Here is a 16,828-nt window from a genome sequence, read left to right as displayed (position 1 = left end):
GGAGGGGAAACCACATGACAATTCAAATCGGCAATGCACCCTGCTCCTGGGGTGTCGAATTTGCGAGCGACCCGCGCAACCCGGACTGGCAGACCGTGCTGAAGCAATGCGCCGAGGCCGGTTACAAGGGCATCGAACTCGGCCCCGTCGGCTTCATGCCGGAAGATCCGGCCATCCTTGGTGAAGCGCTCGAGGTGAACGGCCTGGAGCTGATTGGCGGCGTGGTGTTCCGCGCATTCCATGATGCCAGCCAATGGGACAATGTGATGGATGGTGCGGTGCGCACCTGCAAGGCGCTTGCTGCACACGGCGCCAAACATCTGGTGCTGATCGATTCGATCTCGCCGCGCCGCGCGCCCACCGCCGGCCGCGCCAGCGAGGCCGAACAGATGGATCAGGCCGAATGGTCGGCCTTCCGTGATCGGATCGCCACCGTGGCGAAGATGGGCGCCGAGGAATATGGCCTCACCGTCGGCATGCACGCCCATGCGGCGGGCTTCATCGATTTCGAACCGGAGCTAGAGCGGCTGCTTGACGAAGTGGATGAGAAAATTCTCAAGATCTGCTTCGACACTGGGCACCATTCCTATGCCGGGTATGATCCGGTGGCCTTCATGAAGCGTCATATCGATCGCATTTCCTACATGCATTTCAAAGACATCAACCCGGATGTGAAAGCAGCGGCGATTGCCAAACGCACCGGCTTCTATGATGCCTGCGGACAAGGCATCTTCTGCAATCTAGGTGATGGCGACGTCGACTTCCCGGCGGTGCGGCAGATCCTGCTCGATCACGGTTTCGAGGGCTGGTGCACGGTGGAGCAGGATTGCGATCCGCTGCTCGATCCCGATCCGGTGGGCGACGCCAAAGCCAACCGCGCCTATCTGCAATCCATCGGTTTCAACTGAGGTTTGCGTGGCTGTACGTACCGGTCTCCGTGGCTGTGGCATGAGGTTGTTTGACACCGTCATGCCGGACCCCGATCCGGCATCCAGTCAGCCCAAGTCTTTGGGCTAAAAACTCTTCTGACCCGGCAGACGCCGGGTCGCTGGATACCGGATCAAGTCCGGTATGACGGAGATTGTGACGGCACAGTACTGAACTGGCAATTTTGCCGTGTAGAGCGAGTTCCGCTTTGAGCACGGCGCTGTTTCACATCGATTTGGAGGCAAATCATCATGACAAAGCTCAAATGGGGAATGATCGGCGGCGGCGAAGGCAGCCAGATCGGTCCGGCACACCGGCTTGGCGCCGGACTTGACGGTGAATTCGAATTCACCGCTGGCGCACTCGACCACCGGCCCGACGCCGGCCGCGATTATGGTCAGCGACTGGGTCTTGACGCGACCCGCGCCTATGGCGACTGGCGCGAGATGCTCGACGGCGAGAAGAACCGCCCCGACCGCGTCGATCTGGTCACCGTGGCAACCCCCAACGCCACCCATTACGAGATCACAAAAGCCTATCTCGAGGCCGGTTTTCACGTGCTCTGCGAAAAGCCGATGACCATGACCATCGAGCAAGGCGAGGACATTGTCCGCACCGCCAAGGCGACCGGGAAAATCTGCGCGGTCAATTACGGCTATTCCGGCTACTCGCTGGTGCGCCACATGAAGGCGATGGTGGCGCGCGGTGATCTGGGCCAAATCCGGCTGGTCAAGGCCGAGTTCGCCCATGGCCACCATGCCGATGCGGCTGATGCCGACAATCCGCGGGTGCGCTGGCGCTATGATCCGGCCCAGGCAGGCGTCTCGGCGCAATTTGCCGATTGCGGCATTCACGCGCTGCATATGGCCAGTTTCGTCACTGGCCAGGAAGTCACAAAACTCTCCGCCGACACCGTCTCCTGCATTCAAAGCCGGGTGCTCGAAGACGACGCCATGGTCAATTTCCGCATGGACGGCGGCACTGTCGGACGGCTTTGGACCTCATCGATTGCCATCGGCCGCCAGCACGGGCTGACGCTGCAGGTGTTTGGCGAAAATGGCGGGCTGCGCTGGGCCCAGGAACAACCCAACCAGCTTTTCTGGATGCCGCTGGGCGAGCGCTTGCAGACCATCGAGCGCGGCGAAGCGGGTCTGTCACCCGAAGCCGACCGGACTTCCCGCGTCACCATCGGCCACGCCGAAGGCATGCCGCTGGCGTTTGCCAATATCTACAAGGACCTGGCTGAGGCCATCCGCGCAGAGAAAGAAGGCCGCGCCATCGATCCCGCCGCCAATCTCTACCCCCGCGCCGAAGACGGCTTGCGCTCGATGGCCGCCGTGTTTGCCGTGGCGGAATCGGGCATGGAAGATGGCCAATGGATCGACGCACGGCCACCAATGTTCAGGTAGCGGGCCGGCCTATCGCGTTGTTTTGTATCTCCCCGCAATGTCGAACTCCCGCCCAGGGCGCGCCAGTGTATCGGCGGCAGGAATGACACGCTCGGCGGGAAGCGGCACTTCGCTACACCTCAGACCAACGATGGGCATCCCGGCAAAGCGTGAATTCGCTGCGCCTGTGCCAATGGCTGTTTTCCTGGAAGTCCGAGCCCCATAGGGCAGATTGACATGGATCAACACGCATATGCGGAAAAGCGCATATTAACGCGTCATGCAAGAGATCCTCAACGCGCTTTGTGATTCGACCCGCCGCGCCGCTCTCGCCATCGTTTGGGATGGCGGCGAGCATTGCGTGTGCGAATTGATGGAACGGCTTGATGCAAGCCAGAGCCGCATGTCGAGACACATGAAAGTGTTGCGCGAAGTTGGCCTCGTTGTCGACCGGCGTGATGCGCAATGGGTTCGTTATCGGCGAAGCCCGGATATTGCGCCAGAAATCACTAGGATGATCTCCGCCGTTTTGAACGCAGAAAAAACCTTCGAATAGGAAATGGCATGACCACCGCAACCCATGAAATTGGTCCGAAGCATGAAACGCCAGACTGGGTCTGGTATGCAAGTGTCGTTGGTATTGTGGTCATTGGCTGGCTGGCGTACGGCAAGTTGATCCCCTTCTCCGAGTGGATCACCGCCCAATTCCCCGTTGCCCGCGACAGCCATACCGGCGAGGCGATCGCATTCTTCGCCTATGATGTGCCAAAGGTTCTTCTGCTGCTGACGGGAATCGTCTTTGTGACCGGTGTGCTGCGCAGCTGGTTCAGCCCAGAGAAGACCCGGGCAATGCTTGCGGGCAAACGTGAGATATTGGGCTATCCGCTGGCGGCATTACTTGGCGTGTTGACACCGTTTTGTTCGTGCTCGTCGGTGCCGCTTTTCATCGGCTTTGTATCAGCAGGCGTACCTCTGGGCGTAACCTTTTCGTTCCTGATCGCAGGTCCGATGGTCGGTCCTGTCGGACTTGGGCTGCTATATGGCCTAGTCGGGTGGAAAATCGCCACGATCTATCTTGTGTTCGGCTTCTCGATTGCCACGGTCGCAGGCTATGTGATGGGGAAGATGAGGCTGGAACGCTACCTGCAGGATTGGGTCCGAGAACTGAACACGGGGCCGCTTGGCGATCTTCCCGAGGAAAAACTCACATTCGTCGACAGATTGAAAACCGGTGTCGAGCAGGTCCGCGAGATTGTCGGCAAGGTCTGGATATGGGTGTTGGTCGGGATCGGTATCGGCGCATTGATCCACGGCTATGTTCCCGAAGCCATGATGTTGAAGATCATGGGAGGTGAGGCGTGGTGGTCGGTCCCCGCAGGGGTGGTTGTCGGCGTGCCGATGTACACCAATGCTGCTGGCGTCATTCCCATCGTGGAGGCACTACTCGGCAAGGGTGCTGCGCTGGGCACGACACTGGCTTTCATGATGTCGGTGATTGCGCTGTCGCTGCCGGAAATGATCATTCTCAAACAGGTGCTGACGTTGCGGTTGATCGCGATCTTTATCGCCGTTGTCTCGGTGGGCATTCTCGCCACCGGCTATCTTTTCAACTTTCTATTGTAACCCGGCTCATAAATCCGCTCCCTGAAAGGACATCCCATGAAATCGGTCAAAGTCTACGGTCCCGGCTGCAAGCGCTGCGAAACCACCGAAAAGATGGTGCGCGACGCGGCCGCGAAACTGGGCATCGACGTCGAGATTGAAAAGGTGACGGATACCAAATCCATGGCAATGGCGGGGGTTATGTCGACACCCGCGGTTGCCGTGAATGGCAAGCTCGTCCACGCGGGCGGACTTCCCGATAAGGCAAAGCTGGAGCAATGGCTGGCAGCCTGAGTTTCCCGACGGCGCCTTTGTGGAGTGAAAGACATGCTTGAATACACCGTAACTGCCCGCCGGATCGACGGCCACGGATCAGAAGCCCGAGCCAAGGACGCACGGATCATTCTGGACACAGACGTGGCGGGCCGCGATGACGCCTTCAATCCGGCAGAAATGCTGCTGGCGAGCCTCGCGGCCTGCATGTTGAAGGGGGCCGAACGGGTGGCGCCCCTGCTTGAATTCGATCTGCGCGCCATCGATATCAAACTGCATGGTGTCCGGCAGGACAGCCCGCCCAAAATGGTCCGTATCGACTACGAAATCGTGGTCGACACGGACGAGACCGACGACAGGCTCGACCTGTTGCACCGCAATCTCCGCAAATACGGTACCATTTCCAACACGCTGAGCGAAGCAATCGAGCTTGTCGGAACCATACGGCGCACGGACTGAAACAAGTTGCCCTGTCGTCAAAGTCAGATGTTCGGCCTCGATAATGCACATGCATCAATTCAAAGAGTTAGCGTCCTTTGCGCATCCAATTGGATGCGCGGCGTTGAAGGCGCCACACTTCGATACTCGGAGCTTCCGTTCGAGTATCCTGCAGCATGGGTGAAAGACGGCTCTTAGGTACGATCAGCACAAAAGTTTGGGCCGAAACCAACACACCGCCCTTTGCAAACCCCCTGCGCGCCTCCGCCCCCTCACCCCTCATACCCGGCCTTGCGCAGGCCTTCCATGATGTGGGCGTGGTCCTCGTCGGTGAGATTCCACTTGTTCATTTCCGCAGCCGCGGAGCCGCCGGGTTTGACCTGTTTCATCGCCGCCAGCGCCTCGGACGCATCCTTGCGGTCGAGCTGGCCAAGGGCTGCAGCATTGAGCATATGAAACCAGTAGAAACCGGGCATGGAGATGCGCTGCATGTCGACCAGCGTGTCTTCATATTGCCGCTCGCGGTAATGCAGCCGCGCGAAGCTGAAATGGTACCAGCCCGGATGCAGCGGGTTGAGTTCCTGGGCGCGCTGCGACAGCGCGATGCCGCGCTCGAATTCGCCCATGAAGGACAGATAGTGGCCGACTTCGGCGAGAATCTCCGGATCGGTCGGATTGAGATCCAGCGCCCGGGCAGCTTCGGCTTCAAACTTGCCTATGTCCTTGCGGAAGAAATGCACGATCGCCAGCCAGCAATGGGCATAGGCGCTTTGCGGATCGAGCTCGGTGGCCTTCAGCGCCATATCCAGCGCCCGGACGATCGGGTCAGGACGCGGGTTGGCGTCAAAGCGGTGCTCGGCGAGGTAGACATTGGCCAGCAGCGCGTGCGCCTCGGCATAGGTCGGGTCGAGCGCGATGGCCTTCTCCAGAAGGTCGCGGGCCTCGGCATGCATTTTTTCATCCAGCGTCGCGGTGTAGCGCCGCGCATGCAGCAGGCAATCATAGGCGTCGAGTTCTGACGGGCTTTTCTTCAGCGCGCGAGACAAGGCGGTGTTCTGCATCTTCACCCCCAGAGAGGCGGCGATCATGTGGGTGACTGCGTCCTGAACCGCAAAAATGTCGCCCATCGGCCGGTCATAGCGGTCGGCCCACAGCGACACCCCGGTGGTGGCTTCGATCAGTTGCACGGCAACACGCAGCCTCTCCCCTTCGCGGCGGACGCTGCCATCGACGATGTAGTCGGCGCCAAGCTTATCGGCGATCTCGGCCAAGGGCGCATCTCGTAACTTGAAATGGAACGAGGAAGCGCTGGCAATCACCCGCAATTCGCTGAAATGGGTCAGATTCGAGATGATGTCCTCGGTCAGGCCATCGCAGAAATACTCGTCCAGCCCCAGGCTCGCCCGCTTGAACGGCAAGACAGCCAGAACCGGCATCAGCGTCCTCTGCCGCGTATCCTCCGGCAAGGCAGGCACCGGGCCGGCATTGCCGGGGTTCGATGCCGTTTCCGGATCCGTATCCGACTTGGTTTCGGCTGGATCGCCCTGCCCGGCATCTATGGACGCAACAGCGTCATCGTCACTTGTCACCTCAGCCACGAAGCGGAAACCCCGGCGCGAGATGGTGCGGATCACATCCTGAGTGTCGCCGCTGTCGCCCACGGCGCGCCGCACGGCGAAGATCCGGCTGCTCAACGTGGTGTCTGACACCGCACGGCCATCCCATACAGCCTCAATCAGCTCTTCGCGCGAAACGATCCGGTCGCGGTTTGCCAGCAGATGCCACAGAACATTGAACACCTGGGGTTCGATGGAAACAGGTTCACCGTGCTGGCTCAGCTCAAAGATCGCAGGATCGATGGCGAAAGCGCCAAACCGGTAAATCATTGAATGCCCATCTTTTCCTGATCGAAAATCGTAGCAATCCGAATGTAATCTCAATCCCCTCGTCAAGCAACGACGCAGACGTCGTCCTAAGTTGGGTCAATACCAACCAACAAGGAGACGGCAATGACTTGGTCACTCAAGGGAACCTATTTCGAAAGCTGCAATTGCGAGAGCGCCTGCCCGTGTCTGTTCCTCAGTCCGCCGACCGAGGACGAGTGCACGGCGCTGGTCGGCTGGCATATCGAGGACGGCAATGACGAGGGCGTCTTGCTGTCAGGCCTCAATGTGGCGCTGGCCGTGCATTCGCCCGGACACATGGCGACCACCCAGTGGAATGTCGCCGTCTATGTCGACGAACGCGCCAGCGAGGCGCAGAATGCCAGCCTGATGAAGATCTTTGGCGGCCAGGGCGGCGGCCATCCGGCACGGCTCGCCAGCCACATCGGCCAGATCCTCGGCGTCAGGTCGGTTCCGATCAACTTCACCGCCAGCGACGGCAAATACGGATTGAGCATCCCGAAAATCGCCGATGTCGAGATTGAGGCGATCACCGGTCAGGGCGACGGCCCGGTCACCGTATCCGGCCATCCGCTGTGCATCGCTCCGGGCTTTACAGCGACCGTTGCAAAAGCCAGCAAGAATGTCTTTTCCGACCACGGCATGGAATGGGGTCTGACCGAAAAGACCGGCGTATTCTCGCCCTTTGCCTATCAGAGCGAACAGTGAGCACCGGTCAAAAATCCGTCGGCGGCGCTGGGGTACAGTTCACCCCGGCGCGGCTGGCGGTTCTGCTCGGCGGTCCGGTGGCGCTGGCGATTGCCAGCTGGATCTATCTCGGCCTGATGATCGGCGACATGTCACTGATCCCGGGCATGGCTTCGATGATGATGCCCGGTCAGATGTTCATGCCGATGCCGATGTTTGGCCTGTTCCTGATGTGGGCGGTGATGATGGCGGCGATGATGCTGCCGACGGCCGCGCCAATGATCATCGCCTATGCACGGATGCAGGCGTTGGACCGGAGCCGAGGCGCCGGTTGGCAGCCGGTGGTCCTGTTTTCCGGCGGATATGTGCTGGCCTGGGCCGCATTCAGCCTCGCTGCGGCTATCTTCCAGGCAGGGCTGACGCATCTGGCGCTGATGTCCCCGATGATGATGAAGGCCGGTACAGGGCCGTTGGCCGGCGCAATTCTCATGGTAGCCGGGCTCTACCAGTTCACACCACTCAAACAGACCTGCCTGCGGTTATGCCGTACGCCGTTGAGCTTTCTGATGACCGAGTGGCGGGAGGGAAGTTTTGGCGCGCTGACAATGGGCTGGCGTCACGGGCTGTTCTGCATCGGCTGCTGCTGGGCGCTGATGGGGCTGCTGTTTGTCGCCGGCGTGATGAACACGCTCTGGATCATCGCCATTGCGCTCTATGTTCTGATCGAGAAAATCGTGCCCGGCAGCGAATGGCTCACAAAACTGAGCGGCGCCGGCATGGTTGCTGCAGGACTGTGGATGATGACCGGGTAAAGCCGCCGATTGGCCTGCTGTCGCCGCTCCAGTTGAAAGCCCGCGCGGGTGGTCCGCGCGGGCTTGGGTCATGAATTAGGTTGTTGGGAACAGGCTCAGGCTGATTTCTTCATCTGCTTGGGCGCGCCGGTGGTCATGTCGGTGCCGGTATATTCCAGTCCTGCATCTTTCCAGGCGCCGAAGCCGCCTTCCATGTGGGCGACGCGATCATTTCCGGCCTTCAGGAATTTCTCGGCTACCATTTTCGAACGCGCGCCGGAGCCGCAATGAAACACGATGCGCTTGTCGGTTTGCCCCGGCATGTGCATCGGCTGGAACGCCTGCATCGGTGCCAGCAGTGCGCCTTCGATGCGCTCGAAACTGTATTCCTGCGGTGTGCGCACATCAATCAGCACGATCTCGTCACGTGCGAAAGCATCTGCCGCTTCCTTTGCCGTCCAGCTTTCAAGGATGCCATTAGCGAGGTTTTCGGTTTTCATGAGGTCTCTTTCTCAAATCGGTTAAGGGGAATCTTGAGATAGCGCTTGCCATCGCTCTCCGGCTCGGGCGAGCGCCCTGCCCGCAGATTCATCTGCAACACATGCAGCATGCGGTCCGGCAGGCCCAGGGTCTGGTCGCGCTGTTCACGCAGCTTTATATAGGCATCTTTCGATGTATCACCAGCAATATGCGTGTTTTCCCGCCGCTGTTGACTGACAGTTGACTCCCACTCAGGGTCAGACCGTTCATCGGTGCCGTAATCGTGGCCGACGAACAGTCGCGTCTCGTCGTCCAGCGACAGAATTGCCTGCAGGCTGTCATAGAGTTCGCCGGCCGATCCGCCGGGAAAATCCGCCCGCGATGTGCCGACATCGGGCTGCATGAAGGTGTCATTGACGAAGGCGGCGTCGGTACCGACAATATAACTGACCGATCCCAGCGTATGGCCCGGTGTCAGCATCACCCGCACAGGAAGTGAGCCAATGTGGAATTCATCACCAGCTGCAAACAGCCGGTCGAAGTCTCGCCTGGGATTGAAAGCTTCGGGCATGTGGTAGAGCTTGCGCCACAATTCGGCGATCTCGACGGTTTTCTCCCCGATCGCATTTGGCGCACCGAGCCGCTGTTTCAGCCAGGATGAGGCCATCAGGTGATCGGCATGGGGATGGGTATCAAGAATCCAGACGATATCAATGCCGGCGGACTTGGCGAAATCGACGACCTGCTCCGCCGCATTTGAATCGGTCGACGCATCAGCGGGATCAAAACCCATCACTACGTCGATGAGCGCACCTTTTCCGGTCTGCGGGTCGGAAACCAGGTACTGAATGCTGCCGGTATCCTCGTCATAAAATCCGGTGACCTCGGCCGATCCCGGCCCGCGCGAGCGACTGGTCCTGTGAATGATCATCTGTTTTTCCCTCATATCTCCCTTGTTGAATGTTTCGGGAGAGAGAAAGTTCCGGCCAGTATCGCCCTTGCCTTAATCGCCGATCACTTCCGCCCCGACGCAGGCATGCCGCGAGCATTCCATCTCCAGCGTCGTGTGGCTGAGCGAGAAACTCTGTTTCAGCGCTTCCTTGACCGCCTGCTTGATAGCGTCGGCATCGTCCCAGCGGTGGCGATCGATGACCAGATGCGCATCGAGCGCTGCCTGATGTTCCTGCATCTGCCACAAATGCATATGGTGAGCGCTGGATACGCCATCGACATTCTCGATCACCTTGAGCACGTCGGCAGCATTGAGTTCTGTCGGGCTGCCAAGCATCAGGATGCGGATGACACCGCCGATCTCGGAGAATGACATCCACAGGATGTAGCCGGCGATCAGCAGAGTGACCAGCGGATCGATGATCTGCCAGTCATAGAGAATGATCAGCGTGCCGGCGACAATCACCGCGATAGAGCCCAGAGCATCGGCAACATTGTGCAGGAATGCGGCGCGAATGTTGACGCTGTCTTTCGACAGCGAATAGGTCAGCATCGCGGTCGCCACATCGACGATCAGCGCAATGCCGGCGATGATGACGACCAGCCAGCCGTCAACCCCGGAGGGTTCGATGAACCGCATCACCGCCTCATAGATCAGGTAAAACCCGATGACGATCAGCGTGGTGTAATTGATCAGCGCGGCGACCACTTCCGCCCGTCCATAGCCAAAAGTCATGGTACTGTCAGCGGGACGCCGGGAAATCTTGCGGGCAAAGAACGCGATGATCAGCGACATCGCATCCGACAGATTGTGAATGGCGTCGGCAATCATTGCCAGACTTCCCGACAGGATCCCGCCGATGATCTGCACCACCGTCAGCCCGAGATTGACCACAACCGCCCAGAAGACGCGCGCGTCGCCGGCATTGGGATCCATGTGGTGATGGTGATGATGACCGGCCATGGTGTTATCTCGCCTCTGCGCTGCATTCCGTTATGACGGGTTTAATCCCTCGAGCCACTATAGGTACAAGTAAAAAATCGAGTCCGCTTGCGAAACACCGGAAAATGGACTTCTACGCCGAATTTGTAATGCCCGGATCGACTGCCTAGATATGCCGGAGAAACAGGACTGAGAATCAAGCAGTGCAAGGGCGCAACGCGTGAACCAGTATAACTATCCGACATATCCGACGCGGCACGGCTACATGTCCGAGAAAATCCAGCAGGACTACATCCTCTCGGCCATCTCACGGAAAGTGTTGCCCAGGGATGCCCACCGGATGGCGCATATTATCTCGCTGGATGCCTCAAATGACGTCGCCAGGCCGATACAGATCTGGCAATTGTATTCGGTGCTTGGCCCAGAGCGGATCGTCGCCATTGTCACCGATTTTTACGGGCGCGTCTTTGCCGACGAGGACTGGTTTACCTCGGTGTTTGCCCGTGTCGGCCCCGTAGAGCACCATATACATACCCAATCAGCAATGTGGATTGATGTGATGGGCGGAGGGCCGGCCTATCATGGCGGCGACTTCCGGTTGAATTTTCACCACACCCACAACGCCATTCAGCTGATGAATGAAAAGGGGGCTGCGCGCTGGACCAGATTGATGCTGGACACACTGGAGGCCACCGCACCGCATATGACCAACGACCCACGCGTCAGACCGGCCCTCAACACCTTCCTGACTCACTTTATGGGCAAATACGCCCAAGAGTTTGGTTTTGAAAACAAAAGTGTGTTCGGTAACACCAATGCGCCGGTCAAACGCAAGCTCAATTTCATGAACATGACCACTCAAGCGATTGAGGCGCTCTCCGAAACCGAGCTCAGGGATGCACTGGCTGAGCGAGGCGTCGACGTCTCGCAATATCCCGGCAAACAGGATCTTGTGAACAAGGCGCAGATGCTGTGATCAGAAGTTGGGGGTAAGCTTCCGCTTCCGCCCTCACCTCAAACCACCGGCCGCAGCGTCCCCCGCTCGACCACCCGGCAGGAAAACAACCGCGCTTCCGGGTAGCGGTCGGGGGTAGCCAGCAACGAGGCGATCAGTTCGATAGAGGAGTCGATGATCTGCGCAATCGGCTGGCGGATGGTGGTCAGATTGATGTTCTCCCAGCCCGCCATCTCCATGTCATTGAGGCCGATCAGGCCGATGTCATCGGGCACCTTGAGGCCGCTGCCGGTAATGGCGCTCAGCGCACCGATCGACAGCACGTCATCACCGCAGAAATAAGCTTGAGCCGGCCTGTCATCGAGACGCTTGAGCATCTCCTTGCGCCCGGCATTGAAGGAATAGGCATCTGCGAAAGTGTGCCGCACGGCGACGTCCGGATGTCGGGACAGTTCTTCCAAGAAACCCTTGAAACGATCCTGGGTCGAGGTTGCCGATTCAGGACCGCCGAGAAACGCCACATCGGTGTAGCCGCGCCGCATCAACTCGCGCGCCGCCATGCGACCACATTCGACATTGTCGATGCCGACCACATGCACGTCAGGCGAACTGGAATAGCGGCCAAAACTGTGAACCACCGGCACACCGGCATCGCGGAAGGATTTGGCAAAGCCCGGCGGCAATGTTGACGAGGCCACCACCACTGCGTCGACCGAATATTGCCGCAGCATCCGGATCGAATGTGCGGGATCGGTTTCATCCGACAGATTGACCAGCAGCGGCCGCAAGCCACGGTCCTGAAGACCGCGGGTGAACAGATCAAACACTTCGAGGAAAATCGGATTGTGGAAGTTGTTGGACACCAGCCCGATCAGCTTGGTGCGTCCCGTGGTCAGGCTGGAGGCGAGCGCATTGGGGCTGTAACCCAGCTCGTCAGCGGCCTTGACGACCTTTTTGCGCATCTTCAGCGACACCGAAGCGCCGTCCGTAAACGTCCGCGAGACCGCTGCGCGCGACACGCCTGCCCGTTCGGCGACATCCTTCAGTGTAGGTGGCATTGAGCTGCTCTCTCGTTCTTCCGGCTCTTGTGGCCCGCATTACTGCCCAGAAAATCGAATGAAAGCAAGAAAATCGAAATCATTTTTGCAACCGGTTGCAAAAATATTTGATTCGTGGTTTCCTGATCATCGAGGGACGGCTGGAGGTCGGCTTTTCCACGCATACGACACAAAACTCTGGGAGGAGATCATGATGTCACTGACTAAAAAGCTCGCATTGGCCGTTGCGGTGTTCGCAGCGCCGGTTCTGGGCGCCACCACCGCCTCAGCCGAGGGCGAACGTTACGTCCTCGTCAGCCATGCACCCGACAGCGACAGCTGGTGGAACACCATCAAGAACGGCATCGCACTGGCCGGCGAACAGATGGGTGTTGAAGTCGAATACCGCAATCCGCCGACCGGCGACCTGGCCGACATGGCCCGCATCATTGATCAGGCAGCCGCCTCCGGTCCCAACGGCATCATCACCACGCTTGCCGATTACGACGTGCTTTCGGGCCCGATCAAGGCCGCCGTAGATTCCGGCATTGACGTCATCATCATCAACTCCGGCACTCCGTCCCAGGCCCGTGACCTGGGCGCGCTGATGTATGTCGGCCAGCCTGAATATGACGCCGGTTACGCCGCCGGCTTGCGCGCCAAGGGCGATGGCATCGGCAGCTTCCTTTGCGTCAACCACTACATCTCCTCGCCATCCTCGACCGAACGTTGCCAGGGCTTCGCCGATGGTCTCGGCATTGATCTGGGCAACCAGATGATTGATGCCGGTCAGGATCCCGCCGAAATTAAAAACCGCGTCATGGCCTATCTCAACGCCAACCCGGACACCGATGCAGTGCTGACGCTCGGACCGACCAGCGCCGATCCGACATTGCTGGCACTTGATGAAAACGGCATGGCCGGCGACATCTATTTTGGCACCTTCGATCTCGGCGCCAACATTGTTGAAGGCATCAAGGCCGGCACCATCAACTGGGGCATCGACCAGCAGCCCTTCCTGCAGGCCTACCTGCCGGTGATCGTGATGACCAATTATCACCGTTACGGCGTGCTGCCAGGCAACAACATCAACTCAGGCCCCGGCTTTGTGACCGCCGACGGACTTGAGCTGGTGGAGAAATATGCCGGAGAATACCGCTAGAGGGTTCCTCCCAGGCAGTGGCGTGCTCGCGCGCCGCTGCCGCCTTTGCCCACTTCCCATCGACATTTTTTTCTGTGAGGTCTCATGTCCGATACGGCTGCAGCACCCGCAAGCGACGAACGCATCAAGCAAACATCGGCCCTGCGCAAAGCGCTGATCCGCCCCGAACTCGGCGGCATCTGCGGTACAGTAATCGTGTTTGTGCTTTTTGCTATTTTCGCCGGCGACAGCGGAATGTTCAATTCCCAAGGCATTCTCAACTGGTCCGTTGTCTCGGCCCAGTTCATGATCATTGCCGTTGGCGCCTGTCTGTTGATGATCGCCGGAGAGTTCGACCTCTCCGTCGGCTCGATGATCGGCTTTGCCGGGATGATGATCGCCATCTTCACCATCACCCTGGGTTGGCCGGTCTGGCAGGCCATCATCATCACCTTTGCGCTCTGCATCGCAATTGGCGCGCTCAACGGCTTCATCGTCGTACGCACCGGGCTGCCGAGCTTCATCGTCACGCTGGCCTTCCTGTTCATCCTGCGCGGATTCACAATCTACCTGCCACAGTTGATCGAGCGCAAAACCATCATCGGCGGCATCGACAAGGCTGCCGAAGGCGACTGGCTGGCTGCCCTGTTTGGCGGCAAGGTCCTCAAGGGTCTGTTCACCTGGCTCGGCGATGCTGGCATCATTGCGGTGTTTGAGCGCGGCAATCGCATGGGAGAACCGGTGGTTGACGGTATTCCCATGCTGATCATCTGGGCACTGGTGCTGGTGGCGTTCGGACACTTCGTCCTGACCCGCACGAAATTCGGCAACTGGATATTTGCCGCAGGTGGCGATGCCCAGGCCGCGCGCTATGTCGGCGTGCCGGTCAACCGGGTCAAGATCCTGATGTTCATGTTCACCGCCTTCTGCGCCTGCGTCTTCGCCACCTGCCAGGTGATGGAGTTCGGCTCCGCCGGAGCCGACCGCGGGTTGCTGAAGGAATTCGAGGCGATCATCGCTGTGGTGATCGGCGGCGCGCTGCTGACCGGCGGCTACGGCTCGGTCATTGGAGCCGCCCTTGGCGCGCTGATCTTTGGCGTCGTTCAGCAAGGGCTTTTCTTCGCCAATGTCGAAAGCTCGCTGTTTAGGGTGTTCCTCGGTGTCATCCTGTTGTTTGCCGTGGTGCTCAACACCTATATCCGGCGCATGATCACGGGGGAGAGATGATATGAATCCCGAACACGCTCCCCTCATTGAAATGAAGAACATCGAAAAGCACTTCGGCTCTGTCATTGCGCTGGCCGGTGTGTCGCTGGAAATCTATCCCGGCGAATGCCACTGCCTGCTTGGCGACAATGGCGCCGGCAAGTCCACCTTCATCAAGACCATGTCCGGTGTCCACAAGCCGACCAGCGGCGAGATCATGTTCGAAGGCAAGCCGATGCATTTCGACGATCCGCGCGATGCAATCTCGGCCGGCATCGCCACCGTCTATCAGGATCTGGCGATGATTCCGCTGATGTCGGTAAGCCGCAACTTCTTCATGGGCAACGAGCCCGAGAAGAGTTTTGGTCCGATCAAGCTGTTCGACCATGAACATGCCAACCGCGTGACCATGGAAGAAATGACCAAGATGGGCATTTCGCTGCGCGGCCCGGACCAGGCTGTCGGAACCTTGTCAGGCGGCGAACGCCAGACTGTGGCGATTGCCCGGGCTGTGCATTTCGGCGCCAAGGTGCTGATCCTCGACGAGCCGACATCAGCGCTCGGCGTGCGTCAGACCGCCAATGTGCTGGCAACAATCGACAAGGTGCGCAAGGACGGCATAGCCGTGGTGTTCATCACCCACAATGTGCGCCATGCCATGGCAGTGGGTGATCGTTTCACCGTGCTCAACCGCGGCAAGACGCTCGGCACCGCCCAGCGCGGCCAGATCACCCCGGATGAATTGCAGGACCTGATGGCCGGCGGCCAGGAAATGGTGGCGCTCGAAGGCTCTCTCGGCGGCACTGTCTGACGCGACAGCTTCTGTCCACAGATAATCGTGGCGCGGCTTCAAGCCGCGCCATTTGTTTTTGGCAAAGTATTTTCATTTGCCGTTTTCGTATGGGGTGCGTTTAAGGCTCCTTACTTTCGGTTGATCTTCGCAATCAATGCACTTCGAAGACTTTGCCATACGCGCGGCTCCCTGCCCTTTTCGACCCGCAAAGCCTTGGAATTCCGGCCTGCTGTTTAAAAACTCTGCACATAAGGGCTTGCCATTTGGCGACTGACCCAGAATAGTCCTGCGGGAAAACGAAAAAGCCAAACGGGAGGAAAACCATGACTTTGAAATCGTTTCTGCTGAGCACCATCGCCGGTGTCGCCCTGACCATCGCTGCACCACTGGCTGCATCCGCCGCCGATTGCGAACGCGGCACACTGGACGAGCGCTATTGCGATGTCGACGGCGACCTGATCGCCGACACACCGACCGATGAAGCCGAGCTGCTTGATCCCGACACGCTGATCTTCGCTTACACACCTGTTGAAGATCCCGCTGTCTACAAGGAAGCATGGTCGGATTTCCTGACACATATGGACAAAATCACCGGCAAGAAGTCGGTGTTTTTCCCGGTTCAGTCGAACGCCGCCCAGATTGAAGCCATGCGCTCGGGCCGTCTGCACATTGCAGGCTTCAACACCGGCTCCAATCCGCTTGCCGTCAACTGCGCCGGTTTCCGTCCTTTTACCATCATGGCATCGCTTGATGGCGGCTTCGGCTACGAGATGGAAATCATCACCTATCCCGGCTCCGGCATCGAAAAGGTTGAAGACATCAAGGGCAAGACCCTGGCCTTTACAGCTGAAACATCAAACTCCGGCTTCAAGGCTCCGTCAGCTCTGCTGAAGGCTGAATACGGCATGGTATCGGGAACCGATTTCGAGCCTGCCTTCTCCGGCAAGCACGACAACTCGATCCTCGGCGTTGCCAACAAGGATTACCCGGCAGCCGCCATCGCCAACTCGGTGATGAGCCGGATGATCGAACGCGACGTGATCAAGGCCGAACAGGTCAAATCGATCTACAAGTCGCAGACCTTCCCGACCACCGGCTTCGGCGTGGTCTACAACCTCAAGCCCGAGCTTCAGGAAAAGATCAAGGAAGCCTTCTTCACCTTCCCTTGGGAAGGCTCGTCGCTGAAGAAGGAATTCGAAAAGTCCAATGAAGGCCAGTTCCTGGAAATGAACTACAAGGACTTCTGGGAAGTCGTCCGCAAGATCGACACTGCCAACGGTGTCACCTACACCTGCGGTTAATCCGTTCAGGC

The 16,828-nt window shown here is 58.9% G+C and carries 18 protein-coding genes; 13 read left to right on the top strand and 5 right to left on the bottom strand.

Annotation, left to right across the window (positions count from 1 at the left end; translation table 11 throughout):
* The first annotated feature begins 14 nt into the window (after positions 1-14).
* From IMCC20628_RS07340 to IMCC20628_RS07315, 6 genes are all read left to right on the top strand, one after another.
* A complete protein-coding gene (locus IMCC20628_RS07340; protein WP_047029683.1) occupies positions 15-908 on the top strand; it encodes a TIM barrel protein in 894 nt (297 codons plus the stop codon).
* 270 nt (positions 909-1,178) lie between these two features.
* Positions 1,179-2,336 (top strand): Gfo/Idh/MocA family oxidoreductase, encoded by a 1,158-nt coding sequence (locus IMCC20628_RS07335; protein WP_047029682.1) that lies wholly within the window; start codon positions 1,179-1,181, stop codon positions 2,334-2,336.
* Positions 2,337-2,595: 259 nt separating this feature from the next.
* The gene (locus IMCC20628_RS07330) at positions 2,596-2,871 is read left to right on the top strand and encodes a metalloregulator ArsR/SmtB family transcription factor (RefSeq protein ID WP_047029681.1); all 276 of its coding nucleotides are present in this window, start codon (positions 2,596-2,598) and stop codon (positions 2,869-2,871) included.
* Between the two features lie 8 nt (positions 2,872-2,879).
* A complete protein-coding gene (locus IMCC20628_RS07325) occupies positions 2,880-3,938 on the top strand; it encodes a permease (RefSeq protein ID WP_047029680.1) in 1,059 nt (352 codons plus the stop codon).
* A gap of 36 nt (positions 3,939-3,974) precedes the next feature.
* The gene (locus IMCC20628_RS07320; RefSeq protein WP_047029679.1) at positions 3,975-4,211 is read left to right on the top strand and encodes a thioredoxin family protein; all 237 of its coding nucleotides are present in this window, start codon (positions 3,975-3,977) and stop codon (positions 4,209-4,211) included.
* A gap of 33 nt (positions 4,212-4,244) precedes the next feature.
* Complete coding sequence (locus IMCC20628_RS07315; protein ID WP_047029678.1) at positions 4,245-4,649, top strand: OsmC family protein; 405 nt, start codon at positions 4,245-4,247, stop codon at positions 4,647-4,649.
* 251 nt (positions 4,650-4,900) lie between these two features.
* Here IMCC20628_RS07315 and IMCC20628_RS07310 read toward each other — a convergent pair whose 3' ends face one another.
* Positions 4,901-6,514, bottom strand: coding sequence for a winged helix-turn-helix domain-containing protein (locus IMCC20628_RS07310; RefSeq protein WP_047029677.1), 1,614 nt, complete (start codon positions 6,512-6,514; stop codon positions 4,901-4,903).
* 123 nt (positions 6,515-6,637) lie between these two features.
* Between IMCC20628_RS07310 and IMCC20628_RS07305 the strand changes: the two genes are divergently transcribed.
* Both IMCC20628_RS07305 and IMCC20628_RS07300 read left to right on the top strand, forming a co-directional pair.
* Positions 6,638-7,240: a DUF1326 domain-containing protein gene (locus tag IMCC20628_RS07305; RefSeq protein WP_047029676.1), complete on the top strand. Its 603-nt coding sequence runs from the start codon at positions 6,638-6,640 to the stop codon at positions 7,238-7,240.
* Complete coding sequence (locus IMCC20628_RS07300) at positions 7,237-8,031, top strand: DUF2182 domain-containing protein (RefSeq protein ID WP_245307893.1); 795 nt, start codon at positions 7,237-7,239, stop codon at positions 8,029-8,031. The genes IMCC20628_RS07305 and IMCC20628_RS07300 overlap by 4 nt, the downstream gene beginning before the upstream one ends.
* A gap of 95 nt (positions 8,032-8,126) precedes the next feature.
* Here the strand turns inward: IMCC20628_RS07300 and IMCC20628_RS07295 are convergent, their stop codons facing one another.
* The 3 genes from IMCC20628_RS07295 to IMCC20628_RS07285 all read right to left on the bottom strand — a co-directional run bounded on the left by IMCC20628_RS07295 (position 8,127) and on the right by IMCC20628_RS07285 (position 10,405).
* Entirely contained in the window at positions 8,127-8,510 is a 384-nt protein-coding gene (locus IMCC20628_RS07295; protein ID WP_047029675.1) for a rhodanese-like domain-containing protein, read from the bottom strand.
* Entirely contained in the window at positions 8,507-9,421 is a 915-nt protein-coding gene (locus tag IMCC20628_RS07290) for an MBL fold metallo-hydrolase (RefSeq protein WP_047029674.1), read from the bottom strand. Before IMCC20628_RS07290 ends, IMCC20628_RS07295 begins: the two co-directional genes overlap by 4 nt.
* A 72-nt stretch (positions 9,422-9,493) precedes the next feature.
* Positions 9,494-10,405, bottom strand: coding sequence for a cation diffusion facilitator family transporter (locus IMCC20628_RS07285; protein WP_047029673.1), 912 nt, complete (start codon positions 10,403-10,405; stop codon positions 9,494-9,496).
* A 244-nt stretch (positions 10,406-10,649) separates the two neighbouring features.
* Between IMCC20628_RS07285 and IMCC20628_RS07280 the strand changes: the two genes are divergently transcribed.
* The gene (locus tag IMCC20628_RS07280; protein ID WP_047029672.1) at positions 10,650-11,360 is read left to right on the top strand and encodes a hypothetical protein; all 711 of its coding nucleotides are present in this window, start codon (positions 10,650-10,652) and stop codon (positions 11,358-11,360) included.
* 38 nt (positions 11,361-11,398) lie between these two features.
* Here IMCC20628_RS07280 and IMCC20628_RS07275 read toward each other — a convergent pair whose 3' ends face one another.
* Positions 11,399-12,397 carry a LacI family DNA-binding transcriptional regulator gene (locus IMCC20628_RS07275; RefSeq protein WP_047029671.1) on the bottom strand — a complete coding sequence of 333 codons (999 nt, stop codon included), beginning with the start codon at positions 12,395-12,397 and terminating at the stop codon, positions 11,399-11,401.
* 193 nt (positions 12,398-12,590) lie between these two features.
* Here IMCC20628_RS07275 and IMCC20628_RS07270 point away from each other — a divergent pair, with 193 nt between their 5' ends.
* The 4 genes from IMCC20628_RS07270 to phnD all read left to right on the top strand — a co-directional run bounded on the left by IMCC20628_RS07270 (position 12,591) and on the right by phnD (position 16,817).
* Positions 12,591-13,538 (top strand): sugar ABC transporter substrate-binding protein, encoded by a 948-nt coding sequence (locus tag IMCC20628_RS07270; RefSeq protein ID WP_197078469.1) that lies wholly within the window; start codon positions 12,591-12,593, stop codon positions 13,536-13,538.
* An 84-nt stretch (positions 13,539-13,622) separates the two neighbouring features.
* Entirely contained in the window at positions 13,623-14,744 is a 1,122-nt protein-coding gene (locus tag IMCC20628_RS07265; protein WP_047029669.1) for an ABC transporter permease, read from the top strand.
* A gap of 31 nt (positions 14,745-14,775) precedes the next feature.
* Positions 14,776-15,534 (top strand): ATP-binding cassette domain-containing protein, encoded by a 759-nt coding sequence (locus IMCC20628_RS07260; protein WP_245307937.1) that lies wholly within the window; start codon positions 14,776-14,778, stop codon positions 15,532-15,534.
* Between the two features lie 305 nt (positions 15,535-15,839).
* Positions 15,840-16,817: a phosphate/phosphite/phosphonate ABC transporter substrate-binding protein gene (phnD, locus tag IMCC20628_RS07255; protein WP_047029667.1), complete on the top strand. Its 978-nt coding sequence runs from the start codon at positions 15,840-15,842 to the stop codon at positions 16,815-16,817.
* The last annotated feature ends 11 nt before the right edge of the window (positions 16,818-16,828 follow it).

This window comes from Hoeflea sp. IMCC20628 (assembly GCF_001011155.1).
GTDB lineage: Bacteria > Pseudomonadota > Alphaproteobacteria > Rhizobiales > Rhizobiaceae > Hoeflea.
This window is presented reverse-complemented; position numbering and strand designations above follow the sequence as displayed.